The following is a 14,726-nucleotide window of genomic DNA, read 5'->3' as shown; positions in this document are numbered from 1 at the left end:
TTTATTTTTTATTTGTGGTATGGATGATTATGCTTTATACTAAGTCCTCTATAAATTTGTTCAAAGAGTACAAGTTTAGCTAGCTTATGACTCATTGTAAGAGGACTTAGTGAAATATTAAGCCCCTTTTTTTTAAATTCTTCATCAAAACCATATGCTCCTGCAATAAAAAAATTTACACAAGAATACTCAAAAAATTTCGAAAATTCAAAACTATCAACTAATCTACCTTCAGGTGTTAGAATAATATTAAATCCATTAGATGTATATTTTTCGAAAATTTTTGAATATTCTTTTTGAGGGTTATCTGTTTTTGATAGGCTTTTGGAGTAGAGAGTAATATTTTTTACATTTGCAAACTGACGCGATTTTTTTATAAATTCGTTTATTTCCTTTTGAAAATCTTCTTTTTTTTCAATTGAGTAGACATTAATTTGCATATATCACTTCCTACTACTTTAAAGTTTGCTGGAATTTTATCATAAATTTTCACACCTCCTATTACAGCAACAGGATGATAAGAATATTTTATAAGATCAATAATTTTTTCTCCTAATATATTTGAGGTGTCTTTTGTAGTAGTTGGACGGTATGCTCCTAAACCTATATAACTTAAAGGAAGTTTGTTAGCTTCAAGAATTTCTTCTTTGTTATGAGTGGAAAGTCCTACTATTTTTTTAGAAGTGAAAAGTGTAAAGTGAAAAGTGTAAAGTTTTATATTTAATTTTTCACTTTTCATTTTTAACTTTTCACTGTCTTTTAATATTTCTATCATTTCATATTTGTTTACATTAAACTTTTCACATAAATTTTGTAAGTCTTCCTGTCCAATATGGATTCCATCGGCTAAAGGTAGAAGTTCGATTGAATCATTAATAATAAGAGGTTTTTTCCAATATTTTCTAATTTCTTTAAGTCTATTTAGTTTTTCTTCTAGAGAGGAGTTTTTGTCTCTATACTGCAATATTTTAGCTTTTAATCCTTTTGCCGTGAGACAAAAATCTTTTATAGAAATATTATACTTTTTTAAAATATCAAAATCCAAAAGAGCATAAATTGCCATTACGTACTCTTTAATGAATATTTTAATAAGTCACTTATTGTTTGTTTAAGTTCATCTCTATTTACTACCATATCGATAAGGCCGTGTTCAAGTAAAAACTCAGCTCTTTGAAAACCTTCAGGCAAGTCTTCACCAATTGTCTGTTTAATTACTCTAGGACCTGCAAATCCAATCATTGCACCAGGTTCAGCTATTATAAAGTCACCTAAAAATGCAAAACTTGCACTAACTCCTCCAAAAGTCGGATCAGTCAAAACTGAAATATAAGGTAATTTATGTTCGGCCAGACTAGCAAGAGCGGCACTTGTTTTTGCCATTTGCATAAGAGAAAAAGTACTTTCTTGCATTCTTGCCCCACCACTGGTTGATACTATTACAAGGCCTTGTTTTTTTTGAGTAGCTCTCATTACAGCACGAGTTATTTTTTCACCTTCAACACTTCCAAGACTTCCACCCATAAAAGTAAAATCAAATACTACAAGTTGAGTGGGGATTTCATTTATTGTACACTCTCCACTTATCACTGAGCTTTTTCTTCCAGTCTTTTTATAACCTTCTTCTATTCTTTTTTTATAGCTTTTTTTATCTACGAAGTTTAATGGGTCAGTTGGTTCAAGATTTTTATCATATTCTATAAATGTTCCTTCATCTGCAAGAAGAGCTATTCTATCGTTTGCGCTCATTCTAAAATGATAACTACATTTAGGGCATGTATTATGTTCTTTTTGGACTTCTTTGTAAAAACTAATAGCACCACATGCCGGACATTTTATCCAAGTAGTGGGCTTTTCTTCTTTGGATGGTTGAGGGCGTTTAAATTTTTTTAAAAAATCGCTAAGTCCCATTTTTATTCCTTGATTATGTTTAGAATTTCTTCTAAATATTCATATTTAGGGCTCATTACAATTAAATCATCTTCAAAATGCCAGAAACAATCACTATTGTAAAATTTTGCAGCAGCAATATCGAATTCTCTAATCTCACCTTTATAAATTACTGCTTTACTTGCTTCTCCATATGCAAGAGAGAGACTTAGTGCACCTGGGGCTCTGAATTTTAAATTATGTTTTGCTAGTTTTGCGACAATATCAGGATTTTTATAAGCTTTTTCAAAAATTACAACATCTAATCTAAAATTTGCATGAAAAGGTTTTCTAAATAAATTATCAAATCTTTTCCCTTTTTCATCTCTTATGAAGTAATCTCCATTGCTTAAATTTACAATAACACTTGCAGTATCTTCAAAGTAAATACTTGTCCCAAAATATGGGATGTTGTTAGAAACGTTATAGCTTCCATCAATTGGGTCAATTACAATTGTTTTATCTTTTCCATTATCTATAAAACCGGCTTCTTCGCTTAGAATATTGCCAAATTCGCTTAATTTTTCAATTAAAATTTTTTCAGCTATCAAATCTATATTTAAACTTCTATCTCCTCCAAACCCTATACCTTTTTCTTCAAAAAGATTTAATTCTTCATGTAAGCTTCTTATTATTTTTAAGCTACAACAAAGTGCAGCATCTATAAAGTTAGAAGCAATCATTTTTCTTCTCCTAATGTAGGCCATTCAATTTGATTAAAATTGCTGTCAAATATTGTTGGTGTTCCTCTTGCTCCAAGTTCTGCAGCAGCTTTTTTAGAAGCGGCTAGTTCTTTATCAAACTTTGCTTTTTCTTCAGGTGTAGGTTTATATTTTTTCCATTTAACGCTTCCTGATAATACTTCGCTTAGTCTTTTTGCCCTTTCTTTATCAGTTTTACCAGCTAATACATAATAACTCATAGCTTTAGCATTTTTGTGAAAAGAAAGAGGTAATAGTATTACATGTACTTTATAATCTTTTTCTAAAATTTCTTTTTTTTGTTTTTCTAACATTCTACAAAATGGGCACTCTGGGTCAGTTACAAGATAGATTTCTTTATTTCCTTTTCCAAATGTAAACATTATTCCTTTTTTAATAATATTAGCATTTTTAGGAAAGTTTGGAATTAGTGGTTTTTTTGTTTTATTATCAATAACTCTTCCAAGTATTGTATATTTTTTATCTACTGTTACGTAAATTAGACCTTTTCCTCTTGGAGTATCTACTTCTATAATATAAAAATTATCTTTTTTAGTGCCTTTTAATTTGACATTTTCTTGTTTCATTGCTTCTTCAAGCTGAGGATAAATAGGAGTTGATTTGATTATGTTTTGTAATTCTTGGTTGGATAAGATTTTATCAAATGCAAATAAACTAGCCGCTACACTTAAACTTAAAATTATTTTTTTCATTTAATCTCCTTTAATATTTTCTCCACTACTTTTATTGGATTTGAAGCTTTATATATTGGTCTTCCAACTACTATAAAATTAGCTTTATTTTCTTTTGCTGCTTTGATATCAGCTACTCTTTTCTGATCTCCCGCATCTTCTCCAAACGGTCTAATTCCAGGAGTGAGGGTCAAAAATTCTTGAGAGGTTGCATTTTTTATATCAATACTCTCCCATACACTACATACTACCCCATCAAGTCCGGCAGTGAAAGCTTCTTTTGCAAACTCTTTTGCTTTTGTTTTAATGTCGCTTCCATAAATTTTTTCAAACTCTTCATTACTAAAACTTGTAAGTGCCGTTACTGCTAAAACAAGTGGTCTTTTTTTAAATTTACTAAGTCTATCCATTACCTCTTTTAAAGCCTTGCTTCCTGCACTTGCGTGAACATTAAACATATCAATATTTAGTTTTGCAATCTCTTCAGCTGCATCAGCCATTGTATTTGGAATATCATATAGCTTTAAATCCAGAAATATATTATAACCTAAATTCTTAAGTTCTTTTATAAACTCATTACCATCTCTTATGAAACTTCTAAATCCAACTTTTAACCATAAGTCATTTGCATATTCTTTTAAACTAATAGCTAGTTTTAGATTTTCATCTCTGCTTGGATTATCAAGTGCAATACATAATTTAATATCATTTTCCATTTTCCATTTTCCATTTTCCATTATTTATCCACCTTCGGCAGTGTTATTCCTCTTTGCCCGTGATATTTTCCTTTTTTATCAGCATAACTTGTTTCACAAATGTTATCATCAGCCCCAAGGAATATAAGCTGAGCAATTCCCTCGTTTGCATATATTTTGGCAGGAAGTGGAGTAGTATTGCTAATTTCAATTGTGATATGTCCTTCCCACTCAGGTTCTATTGGAGTTACATTTACAATAATTCCACATCTTGCATATGTGCTTTTTCCTACACATATAGCTAGTACATCTCTTGGCATTCTAAAGTACTCAACGCTTCTACATAGTGCAAATGAATTTGGAGGGATTATGCAGTCACCTTTAATTTTTACAACATTTCTTTCATCAAAATGTTTTGGGTCTACTATAGTAGAATTGATATTTGTAAAAACCATAAACTCATCGCTTACTCTTATATCATATCCATAACTACTAACGCCATAACTTATAATTCCACTTCTAACTTGTTTTTCTTCAAAAGGTTCTATCATTTTAAATTCTTTTGCCATACATCTAATCCATTTATCCGACTTAACACCCATTAGTTTTCCTTGAAACTTTTTAAAATTGTAACAAAAATATGTTATTATTTTATTAAACTCTAGTAAAGGGGACTTATAATGGATTTAAAAGATATTAAAAAATTACTTGAAGCTTTTGATAAATCTAAAACTAATATACTTGAACTTGAAACTGAAAAGTTTAGAATTTATTTAGATAAAAGTGTTTCAGTTGCTTCGCAACCACAACAAGCGGTATCTCAAACTTCTCAAACAATACAAGAAGTTACACAAAAGGTTGAAGCAAAACCTGAATGTGAAGTTGAAGGAGATTTAATAACATCTCCAATGGTAGGTACTTTTTACCAAGCACCAAGTCCAGACTCTCCTCCGTACGTAAAAGTAGGAGATAAAGTTAAAAAAGGACAAACTTTATGTATAATAGAAGCTATGAAAATTATGAATGAACTTGAAGCTGAATTTGATTTAGAAATTTTAGAAGTTTTAGTAGAAGATGGACAACCAGTTGAATTTGATACACCACTATTTAGAGTAAAGAGGCTAAGCTCATGAAAAAGCTAAATAGAATTCTTATTGCAAATCGTGGTGAAATTGCTCTTAGGGCAATTAGAGCTATTCATAAATTGGGTAAAGAAGCAGTATGTATATACTCAAAAGCAGATAAAGAGGCAGTTTATTTAGAATTTGCTGATGGGGCTGTATGTGTTGGACCTAGTCAAAGTCATGAAAGTTATTTAAACATTCCTGCTATTATAACTGCTGCTGAAATGACAGAGTGTGATGCAATTTTTCCTGGATATGGATTTTTAAGTGAAAATCAAACATTTGTAGAAATTTGTAAAGCTCATAATATTGCATTTATTGGACCAAGTCTTGAAGTAATGGAGCTTATGGCTGATAAATCTAAAGCCAAAGAAGTAATGAAAAGAGCTGGAGTACCTGTAATTCCAGGAAGTAATGGAGCTATAAAGACAGTAGAAGAAGCAAAAAAAGTAGCACGTGAGATTGGATATCCAGTAATTCTTAAAGCTGCAAGTGGTGGTGGTGGTAGAGGTATGAGAGTTGTTGAGAGAGAAAACTATCTTGAAAATGCATTTTTAGCAGCTTCAAGTGAAGCTGAAAGTGCATTTGGAGACCCAACAATTTATATGGAAAAATATATTGAAAAACCGCGCCATGTTGAGGTCCAAATTTTAGGTGATAAACATGGAAATGTTATACATTTAGGGGAGAGAGATTGTTCGCTTCAAAGAAGACATCAAAAATTAATAGAAGAATCACCTGCTACTATCTTAGATGAAGAAACTCGCAAAAGACTCCACGAAACAGCAGTAAAAGCTGCAAAAGCCATTGGATACTATAGTGCAGGAACTATTGAATTTTTGGTTGATAAGGATCTTAACTTTTATTTTATGGAAATGAATACTAGACTTCAAGTAGAACATCCAGTAAGTGAAATGGTAACAGGTCTTGATTTAGTTGAGTGGATGATAAAAATAGAAGAGGGTGAAAAAATTCCAAGTCAAGAGGCAATCAAAATTAAAGGTCATGCAATTGAGTGTAGGATATTAGCGGAAGACCCTGAAAAATTTATCCCAAATCCAGGAAAAATTCAAAAACTTTATATTCCAGGTGGGAAAGATGTAAGAGTAGATACTCATATTTATTCTGGATATATAGTGCCTCCATATTATGATAGTTTAATAGCAAAAGTAATTACTTGGGGCAAGGATAGAAATGAAGCTATTGAAGTTATGAAAGAAGCATTAAGAGAATTTAAAGTAAGTGGTATTAAAACTTCAATTCCATTTCATTTAAAAATGCTTGAGAATGAAGATTTTATTAACAATAATTATGATACAAAATATTTAGAAACTAAAGGGCTAGTAGTATAGCCCTTTAATGCCAGAAAATATCAAATCTGTCTAAATTCATTACCTTATTAAATGCTTTTGCAAAATCTTTTACAAATTTTTCATTATTATCATCTTGTGCATAAAACTCTGCTTGTGCTCTGAGAATTGAATTAGAACCAAAAATCAGATCAACTCTTGTTGCTTCATATTTTTTTTCACCATTTTTTCTGTCAAATCCATCAAAAATTTGAGGGTTTTCTGTTGGTTTCCATTCAATATTCATATCAAGCAGTTTTTTTAGGTTTTCATTACTTAATTTATCTTTTGTTTGCACAAATCTTCCATAATCTGTGTTATTGTAATTTGCACCAAGCATTCTAAGACCTGATATTAATACAGTTAGTTCTGGCACTGTCAATGTCAATTGATTTGCTTTATCAATTAATGCTCTTTCACTTATTAACTCTTTACATCCTTGTTGTAGATAATTTAAAAAGCCATTTGCAACCGGTCTTAAATATTCAAATGATTCTATATCTGTCATCTCTTGAGTTGCATCTCCTCTACCTGGATAAAAAGGCAGTTTAATATCAACTCCTCCGTTTTTAGCAGCTTTTTCTACTGCTCCTATGGCACCTAAAACAAGTAAGTCTGCAAGTGACATGCCGGTTTTTTCTTTTATTTTTTTTAAGGTATTTATTGTTTTATTTACTCTTAGGTCTTGATTTATTTCCCAGTCAATCTGTGGTTTTAATGTAATTCTTGCTCCGTTTATGCCTCCTCTTTTATCGGTATTTCTGTATGTTGATGCCGCTGAAAAAGCAGTATATACAATTTCATCAATTGATAAGTTTTCTAATAAATCTTTTTTTATTGACTCGATTTCCTCATTTGTAAAATCTTTTTTCCCTGTCGGAATTGGGTCTTGCCATATGAATTCTTCATCAGGCACATCATTTCCTAAATATCTGGATTTTGGTCCAAGGTCTCTGTGTGTAAGTTTAAACCAGGCTTTTGCAAATGCTTCTTCTAAAAGTTTTGGATTTTCTAAAAATTTTTTTGCAATTTTTTGATATTCAGGATCCATTCTTAATGCTAAATCAGTTGTTAGCATAATAGGCTTATGTTTTTTACCTGGAATATGTGCATCGGGAACCATATCTTCTTCTTCAACATTGACAGCTTCCCACTGCCATGCACCTGCAGGACTTTTTACAAGATTCCAGTCATATTTGAACATTATAGTTAAAAATGAGTTATCCCATTTAGTTGGTGTTGGTGTCCATGCTCCTTCAATTCCACTTGTAATAGTGTCAGCACCTTTTCCGCTTTTATAACTATTTTTCCATCCAAGGTTCTGCTCTTCAATTGTAGCTGCTTCTACATCAGGTCCTAAGTGATCGGTTGATGCAGCTCCGTGATTTTTACCAAAAGTATGACCTCCTGCAATAAGAGCTACTGTTTCTTCATCATTCATAGCCATTCTTTTAAAGCTTTCTCTTATTTGTTTTGCAGCTTCTAAAATATTTGGTTCTCCATTTGGACCTTCAGGATTAACATAAATTAGCCCCATATGATCTGCAGCAAGAGGTTTTTCAAGTTTACCGTCTTGAACTCTTTTATCATTTGCAAGCCATTCCATTTCTTCGCCCCAATAAGTATCTATTTCACTCTCCCAAATATCAACCCTACCACCAGCGAAACCGTAAGGTTTAAAGCCCATATCTTCTAAAGCAACTGTTCCTGCTAAAATAAGTAAATCAGCCCATGATATTTTATTGCCATATTTTTCTTTTATTGGCCATAAAAGTCTTCTTGCTTTATCTAAGTTTACATTATCAGGCCAGCTGTTAAGTGGTGCAAATCTTTGATTTCCATTGCTTCCTCCGCCTCTTCCGTCAAATACTCTATATGTTCCTGCACTATGCCATGCAAGTCTTATAAATAAAGGTCCATAATGACCATAATCAGCAGGCCACCAATCTTGAGATGTTTTCATTAGTGTTTTTAAATCTTTTTTTAACTCATCTAAATTAAGTTTTTCAAATTCATCTTTATAGGTATAATTATCATCTGTTGGTCTAAGTTCAGTTGGATTTTGATATAAAATTCTTAAATTCAATTGTTCAGGCCACCATTTTGAAATCATATCTCCCCCGACTGTAGTATGGGAAAGTGTTTTATTTGTAAATGGACATTTCATTTTTTTCTCCTTTTCTTATATTGTATTAATATCATAGCTTATTTTTATTAAAAGAAAAAATTTTTTTTTAAAGAATAAGTTTTAATTAATTAAAAATAGTTTTTTGATAAGGTGAAGTTATACAACTCAGTGAGAGACTTTCAAAGAAGTGATTTTCCCTTTAAGATTTCCTATTTTTAAAACATTTTTTACCATTCCCTTAGTAGTTACCCAGTTTGAGTTATTTATATATAAATATAAGATTCCTTTATCTCCTGCAAAAACTTTATTGTATAGATTTAATCTTAAATATGTTTGTGAGGTGGTTTGTTTTATAATTTCAACATCTACTCTACCAGTAAGTTTATCTCCCCCTAGTGCTGTGAATGTCTTTTTTTTTGTTTTCATAATTTTAGGAAGGTTCCAATAAAGTGTTAAAATATCATTTTTTGCGAAGAAAGGGAGAGTTTTTTTATAAATAAATTTTCCCTCTTTATATTTAGTTTTATATATTTTTGAATTGTTATAATCGAATGAGTAAACTAATTCATACTTTTTTCCATTTCTTATAATTATGTTTTTGTAAATTTTAGGGATTAAAATATTGTTTTTGATAACACCTTTAGAAATATAGTATTGTTTTATATTTGCAATTGTTTTAGCAAATCCAGTAGACTTGGTAAAAGTTTTAATTTGATAATTGGTTTTATTTTTTTCATATACTCCTTTTGCTTTAGCAATAGTCCCAAACCAGCCATATTTTGCTACATATTCAGCTTCTATTTTAAAAGAATATGAGAAAACAACTAAAAATAATAGTAAAATTATTTTCATAAAATTCCTTTTTTAATAATTATACCAAAGGAAAAATATGAAAATAGTTTTTTTAGATGCTTTGACTTTAGGGGAAGTTGATTTTGAAAGGTTTAAAAAGTTTGGGGAATTAGAAATTTATCAGACTACTTCAAAACAAGAAACTCTAAAGAGAGTAAAAGATGCTGATATAGTTGTTACTAATAAAGTTGTAATTGATAAAGAAATAATGGATAAATCTAAAATTAAATTTATTCAAATTGCTGCTACTGGTATGAATAATGTAGATTTAGAGTATGCTAAGACTAAAGGGATAATTGTAAAAAATGTTGCTGGCTATTCTACCAAATCTGTAGTCCAACAAACATTTGTCCTTGTTTTAGGACTTATTAATAAAGTGTGTTATTTTGATAAATATACAAAAAAAGAGTATCCAAACTCAAAAATATTTACTCATATTCAAAATTGGTTTGAGATTGCAGGAAAAAGGTGGGGTATAATTGGACTTGGTACAATTGGAAAAGAGGTTGCAAAAGTTGCAACTGCTTTTGGAGCTGAGGTGGTTTATTATTCTACAAGTGGAAAAAACAAGAGTTCTAATTACAAAAGAGTTGATTTAGATGAGTTATTATCTACAAGTGATATTATTACAATTCACGCTCCTCTTAATGAAAATACAAAAGATTTAATAAAGTTTGATGAACTTATGAAAATGAAAAATGGAGTAGTTTTAATAAATGTAGGAAGAGGTGGAATAGTTAATGAAAAAGATTTGGCAAAAGCAATGGATATTAAAAATATTTTAGTAGGTTTTGATGTTTTTGAAAAAGAGCCAATTGATCCTGATAATCCATTACTTAAATATAATGAAAAAACCCTTCTTAGTCCTCATATAGCTTGGACGAGTATAGAAGCTAGACAAAAATTAATGGATGGAATTTATAAAAATATAGAAGAGTTTATTCGTAATCATATTTAGTCCAGTTATTAGTTTTTATGATTTTTTTTATTAGATTTACATATTCTTCTTTTTTTTGTGAATATCTAATAAGTGTATCGGCAGCTTCAACTCCGTTAAATTTTTTATTTTCTTTTTTATATTTCCATCTTTTTTCTCTAAATTCTTTATATGCAGGATTTCTATTTAGGTTTCTCATATAAGTTGCTATTGAGTCTTCAAGGCTAGGAAAAACTTTTATAGAGTAATTTATTTTAATATGTTCGTATTTACTTTTAGGCTTTATTCCATTATTTGAATATTCCCAATGTCCAAAAATATTATTTGCCTCTTTTACAAATCTACTTTTCCCCCAGCCGCTTTCAATTGCAGCCTGTGCTAGGGCAAGTGAAGGTGGGATAGTGTCAATTTTTTTTAAAAATTCTTTTTTTTTAGCGATATTTTTTATTTTGTATGTTTTAGCAACTTTTGCAAGAAATTCTACATCTTTTGGATTTAAAATGAAATAAGGATTACTAAAGATTTTTATAATTTTTTTTCTTAAATTTTGTATTTTTCTATTTTCTTCCTTTATTAAAGGAAGCAAAATTTCTACAAATGCTTTTTTTTGGTTTTTAGTATCTTTTATGTTGTAATACCACGAGGGAAAAGCTGAGTAAAGATTTACAGCAAGCAAAAATCCTATTATCTTTTTCATCTATCTCCCTAAAAAGAAGGTGTTAAAGCTTTTAATTTATAGCTTTTTCTATGTATTTTACAAAATCCAAATTGTTTTATTTTTTCAATATGTTCTTTTGTTATATATCCTTTGTGCTTTTTGAAGTTATACTCAGGGAAAAGCTCATCCATTTGTATCATAAATCTATCACGACTTACTTTTGCTAATATACTTGCAGCACTAATCTCTTTAATTTTACTATCTCCTTTAATTATTGTCTCAATTCCACTTACTCCAAAATTTGAATTACCATCAAAAAGATATTTTTTTGCTTTTAAGTTTTCTTTGATTTCAATCAATGCTTCCTTAATGCAAGTTGACAACCCTTTTTTATCTATTTCTTTATTTGATTTAAAAACAATATGATAGATTGAATTTTCTTTTATTATTTCAAACAGCTCCTCTCTTTTTTTAGAACTTAACTTCTTTGAATCAGTCAATATATCAAACCATTCTTGGAACTTGGAACTCGGAACTCGGAACTTAAATATACATCCAGCTATTACTAAAGGGCCTGCAATTGGACCTCTTCCTGCTTCATCTATTCCGCAAATCTCCATCTCCAAAATGGTATCACCTCCACTTCAAAATTTTTATTTTTTATATCAAACTCATTAGATATCGTAATAATATCGACTTTTTTAACTCCATTTACTTTTTTTAGTTTTTCTTTTGCTATTTCTTCATCTGCAAATGGTAAAACTAAAATACCTCTCTCTTCTGTTGGTAAGAAAAAAGTTAGGGTATCTTTATAATATATTTCATCTTTGTTTAGTTCTAAAAAGATAATATTTTCAAATGTGTATTGAATATTTTTTTTGTTTGTTAAAATGTTTTTAAAAGCAAAGTTATAAGAATAAAATTTTTTAGGGGATTTAGGAGAGTTAAATTTATTGACTTCGTATATAATTCGATTTTCTAGTAATTCATTTGTAATTTTATAAAAGCTGTCTTTGCTTAGTTTCATCTCTTTTTTTAATATTTGATAAATTTGATAAAGTGTAAACTTTTCTCCTATATGTGAAAAGAAAAATGCTAAAATTTTTTTATTATAGGGCAAGAGCTCAAATGTTTCTTTTAGATATTCGTCTCTATAATATTCTTCACTGAAAATTCTTGGAAAGTTTCCAAGTCTTAAGAACTTATCAAAGCATTGATTTATATTTGTGGTATTTTCAAATGCAAAAAATTCTTCAAAATCAAGTCCTTTTAATTCAATCTTTTTAAAACCTTCAATACTTATGTTTTTTTGAGAAATTATAAAAGTAGTAATATCAGGAATAGGAATAGAAAAGTTGAAATTGTCAAAAATTACTAAATCAACTTCGCTAAAATCAAAGTTTTTTTCACGATAATCTTCAAAGTTAATATATTTATATTTTCCTTTAAAATCTTTTAAAAAATTGAAAACTAAAAAAGTTTTTCCAACTCTCTTAGGACCTGTAATGATTGTATTTTGAAACTCTAGCTTTATTTTTCTATCAAATATTTTTTTTGGAATATGCAACTATATCCTTTTTAATTTTACTTTAATGTATTATAGCATAATCAAAAATCCTAAAAGCGCTATTATACTTTCATATAAAAATAAGTTCTCTCCATAAAGAATACCTGAGATGATACTTCCAAGAAATGCTGCAAGCCCATATCCGATTCCTGCATAAAACTGTTGTGCTAAAGTTTTATTTTCATATTTTTTAGATAAATATAAAAGTGCTGAGGTGTGAAAAATAGCAAATGAAAAGGCGTGAATAACCTGAGATAATGCAATTAAAACTAAATTTCCAGCAAATAGATATACCATAAGCCATCTTATTGATGTAAGGAGTATTGAAATTTTTATCCATTTTAAGACTGTAAGTTTATTTAAAAACTTATGTCCTATTATAAAAACTCCAATCTCTGCTGTTACTCCTATAGCCCATAGCCAACCTATATATTCTTGTGAGATACCGTGTTGTAGGTTATAGATTGTAAAAAAGTTATAAAATCCTCCAAAACTTATTTGAAGTAGTATAACTCCTGCCCAAAATTTCCATTCTTTTGTTAAATTAATTGGTGCAAAGCTTTTTTTTATGGTTTTGTCTTCAAGAAAATAAAAAGCTACCAAGTTTGTTAAAATCATTAAAATAATAAAAAAATAAATTAAGTTTCCACTAATGTATGAAAGTATTATTCCAAATAACATAAATCCTATACTTCCAAAAACTCTTGATTTTCCATACTTTTCTTTTAATTTTTCAATAGCAATTGCTTCAATATATGGGAAAACAACTGCAAAAGAAGCACCGATTATAAAAAATGCAACTAAAATAAGATAAAAGTTTTTACTAAGTAATAGAAAAGAGACAATTGTTGAACAAATAAGGGCTAAAATGTAGTCTCTTTTAGTTAATGCTTTTTTTAAGTAAAGAAAAGGTGTTAGAAATCTTGCTATTGGCATCATTGCAAAAATAAATCCAATTTGAGAAGCAGAAAATCCGATTTCTTTAAAGTATTTTGGTAAAAAAATCACATAATCACCTATAAGAGTAAAAAAAAGAAAATAATATAAACTTAAAATAAAAAAGAACCTATTCATTAATAGTATTTTTGATCTCTTTTTTTAATTTTTCAATATCTTTTTGAGTTATTGGATAATTAAACTCTCTATTTTTTTTACAAAAAGTAGCCCCTGGCCACCAAGGGTCGTTAATGAATCTTGGAATAATATGAATATGAAGATGAGGTACCATATTTCCAAGACTTACTATATTTACTTTATCTGGTCTTAAAATTTTTATTATAGCATTTTCTATTTTTTTTATGACTAAAGTAAGTCTAATAGCTTCATTGTCACTTAGTTCACTGAGTTCTTTAATATGTTTTTGAGTTATAACCCTTACATATCCTGGAATTTCATCAACTAATATAACTCTTAAAAGTTCATTTTCAAAGATAATATCTTCATTTTTGGGATTACAAAGAGGGCAAGCCATTAATTCCCTCTACTTCCAGGTTTTATTGGGGTGCTACCAGATTTACACATTGGACAATTTTCAGGCTCATAAACTTCAAAATCAAAATCTGCCAAAGCAAAAAATGGCTTGTCTTCAGGTAGTTTGCATTCAGTTTTTCTTTCACTCTTACCATTTACTCTTTTGCATACTCCTCTGTTTGCTATTGCTGCAAATCCTATAATTTCACCGCCTTGTTTTTCAACTTCACGTGCAGCCTCCATTGCACTTCCGCCAGTGGTAATTATATCTTCACAGATAAGTACTTTTTCTCTAGATTTTACTTCAAAGCCTCTTCTTAAGCTCATTAACCCTTTTACTCTTTCAGTAAAAATGAATCTAACTCCAAGAGCTCTTGCAAGTTCATATCCTGCAAGTAATCCACCAATTGCAGGAGAACATACGGTATCTACTTTAATTCCAGATTCAATAATTTGCTTAGCAAGTTCTTTTGCTAAAACTTCTGCAACTTCTGGGTATTCAAGTACTCTTGCGCTTTGAAGGTAATATTCACTATGTTTGCCACTACTAAGTAAAAAATGTCCTTTTAAAAGAGCACCATGTTTTTCATATATCTCTTTTATATTCAATTCTCCATTCTCCATTTT

At 29.5% G+C, this 14,726-nt stretch carries 18 protein-coding genes; 3 read left to right on the top strand and 15 right to left on the bottom strand.

The genetic code is table 11. The features are described 5' to 3' along the window. Window positions 1-8 precede the first annotated feature (8 nt). From ACYQ1U_RS06845 to dcd, 7 genes are read right to left on the bottom strand one after another with little or no spacing between them, the layout of a single operon-like run. The gene (locus tag ACYQ1U_RS06845) at window positions 9-440 is read right to left on the bottom strand and encodes a 23S rRNA (pseudouridine(1915)-N(3))-methyltransferase RlmH (protein WP_459885826.1); all 432 of its coding nucleotides are present in this window, start codon (window positions 438-440) and stop codon (window positions 9-11) included. Further along, complete coding sequence (locus ACYQ1U_RS06840; protein WP_459885823.1) at window positions 386-1,063, bottom strand: thiamine phosphate synthase; 678 nt, start codon at window positions 1,061-1,063, stop codon at window positions 386-388. The genes ACYQ1U_RS06845 and ACYQ1U_RS06840 overlap by 55 nt, the downstream gene beginning before the upstream one ends. Beyond that, window positions 1,063-1,908, bottom strand: coding sequence for an acetyl-CoA carboxylase, carboxyltransferase subunit beta (accD, locus tag ACYQ1U_RS06835; protein WP_459885820.1), 846 nt, complete (start codon window positions 1,906-1,908; stop codon window positions 1,063-1,065). The genes ACYQ1U_RS06840 and accD overlap by 1 nt, the downstream gene beginning before the upstream one ends. Window positions 1,909-1,910: 2 nt before the next feature. Next, window positions 1,911-2,609, bottom strand: coding sequence for an FIG domain-containing protein (locus tag ACYQ1U_RS06830; RefSeq protein ID WP_459885817.1), 699 nt, complete (start codon window positions 2,607-2,609; stop codon window positions 1,911-1,913). Beyond that, on the bottom strand, window positions 2,606-3,340 hold the full coding sequence (locus ACYQ1U_RS06825; RefSeq protein ID WP_459885814.1) for a thioredoxin fold domain-containing protein: 735 nt from the start codon (window positions 3,338-3,340) through the stop codon (window positions 2,606-2,608). Before ACYQ1U_RS06825 ends, ACYQ1U_RS06830 begins: the two co-directional genes overlap by 4 nt. Next, window positions 3,337-4,023: an orotidine-5'-phosphate decarboxylase gene (gene pyrF / locus ACYQ1U_RS06820; RefSeq protein ID WP_459886416.1), complete on the bottom strand. Its 687-nt coding sequence runs from the start codon at window positions 4,021-4,023 to the stop codon at window positions 3,337-3,339. Before pyrF ends, ACYQ1U_RS06825 begins: the two co-directional genes overlap by 4 nt. Window positions 4,024-4,055: 32 nt before the next feature. Then, window positions 4,056-4,616: a dCTP deaminase gene (gene dcd, locus ACYQ1U_RS06815; protein WP_459885811.1), complete on the bottom strand. Its 561-nt coding sequence runs from the start codon at window positions 4,614-4,616 to the stop codon at window positions 4,056-4,058. A gap of 78 nt (window positions 4,617-4,694) precedes the next feature. On the opposite strand from dcd, the gene accB reads away from it, so the two are divergent. Together accB and ACYQ1U_RS06805 are read left to right on the top strand one after the other, a co-directional pair. Continuing rightward, complete coding sequence (gene accB / locus ACYQ1U_RS06810) at window positions 4,695-5,147, top strand: acetyl-CoA carboxylase biotin carboxyl carrier protein (RefSeq protein WP_459885808.1); 453 nt, start codon at window positions 4,695-4,697, stop codon at window positions 5,145-5,147. Then, window positions 5,144-6,490 (top strand): acetyl-CoA carboxylase biotin carboxylase subunit, encoded by a 1,347-nt coding sequence (locus tag ACYQ1U_RS06805; RefSeq protein WP_459885805.1) that lies wholly within the window; start codon window positions 5,144-5,146, stop codon window positions 6,488-6,490. The genes accB and ACYQ1U_RS06805 overlap by 4 nt, the downstream gene beginning before the upstream one ends. 4 nt (window positions 6,491-6,494) lie before the next feature. On the opposite strand, the gene katG is transcribed toward ACYQ1U_RS06805, so the two are convergent. Together katG and ACYQ1U_RS06795 are read right to left on the bottom strand one after the other, a co-directional pair. Continuing rightward, window positions 6,495-8,654 carry a catalase/peroxidase HPI gene (katG, locus tag ACYQ1U_RS06800; RefSeq protein ID WP_459885802.1) on the bottom strand — a complete coding sequence of 720 codons (2,160 nt, stop codon included), beginning with the start codon at window positions 8,652-8,654 and terminating at the stop codon, window positions 6,495-6,497. Between the two features lie 126 nt (window positions 8,655-8,780). Beyond that, entirely contained in the window at window positions 8,781-9,467 is a 687-nt protein-coding gene (locus tag ACYQ1U_RS06795) for a DUF3108 domain-containing protein (protein WP_459885799.1), read from the bottom strand. A 37-nt stretch (window positions 9,468-9,504) separates the two neighbouring features. On the opposite strand from ACYQ1U_RS06795, the gene ACYQ1U_RS06790 reads away from it, so the two are divergent. Beyond that, complete coding sequence (locus ACYQ1U_RS06790) at window positions 9,505-10,425, top strand: D-2-hydroxyacid dehydrogenase (RefSeq protein WP_459885796.1); 921 nt, start codon at window positions 9,505-9,507, stop codon at window positions 10,423-10,425. Here ACYQ1U_RS06790 and ACYQ1U_RS06785 read toward each other — a convergent pair. The 6 genes from ACYQ1U_RS06785 to pyrE are packed head-to-tail and all read right to left on the bottom strand — an operon-like array spanning window position 10,406 to window position 14,723. Further along, window positions 10,406-11,101 (bottom strand): glucosaminidase domain-containing protein, encoded by a 696-nt coding sequence (locus ACYQ1U_RS06785; protein ID WP_459885793.1) that lies wholly within the window; start codon window positions 11,099-11,101, stop codon window positions 10,406-10,408. The two genes, ACYQ1U_RS06790 and ACYQ1U_RS06785, sit on opposite strands and share 20 nt — an antisense overlap. Window positions 11,102-11,109: 8 nt before the next feature. Then, entirely contained in the window at window positions 11,110-11,682 is a 573-nt protein-coding gene (rnhB, locus tag ACYQ1U_RS06780; RefSeq protein WP_459885790.1) for a ribonuclease HII, read from the bottom strand. Next, on the bottom strand, window positions 11,664-12,629 hold the full coding sequence (locus ACYQ1U_RS06775) for an AAA family ATPase (RefSeq protein WP_459885787.1): 966 nt from the start codon (window positions 12,627-12,629) through the stop codon (window positions 11,664-11,666). Before ACYQ1U_RS06775 ends, rnhB begins: the two co-directional genes overlap by 19 nt. A 30-nt stretch (window positions 12,630-12,659) precedes the next feature. After that, a complete protein-coding gene (locus ACYQ1U_RS06770) occupies window positions 12,660-13,703 on the bottom strand; it encodes an MFS transporter (protein ID WP_459885784.1) in 1,044 nt (347 codons plus the stop codon). Beyond that, the gene (locus tag ACYQ1U_RS06765) at window positions 13,696-14,100 is read right to left on the bottom strand and encodes an HIT family protein (protein WP_459885782.1); all 405 of its coding nucleotides are present in this window, start codon (window positions 14,098-14,100) and stop codon (window positions 13,696-13,698) included. The genes ACYQ1U_RS06770 and ACYQ1U_RS06765 overlap by 8 nt, the downstream gene beginning before the upstream one ends. Continuing rightward, window positions 14,100-14,723 (bottom strand): orotate phosphoribosyltransferase, encoded by a 624-nt coding sequence (gene pyrE, locus ACYQ1U_RS06760; RefSeq protein ID WP_459885779.1) that lies wholly within the window; start codon window positions 14,721-14,723, stop codon window positions 14,100-14,102. Before pyrE ends, ACYQ1U_RS06765 begins: the two co-directional genes overlap by 1 nt. Between the last annotated feature and the right edge of the window lie 3 nt (window positions 14,724-14,726).

It is taken from the genome of Caminibacter profundus (assembly GCF_054657155.1).
Note: the sequence above shows the minus strand (reverse complement) of the source record. Positions and strands in the feature narration are given on the sequence as shown.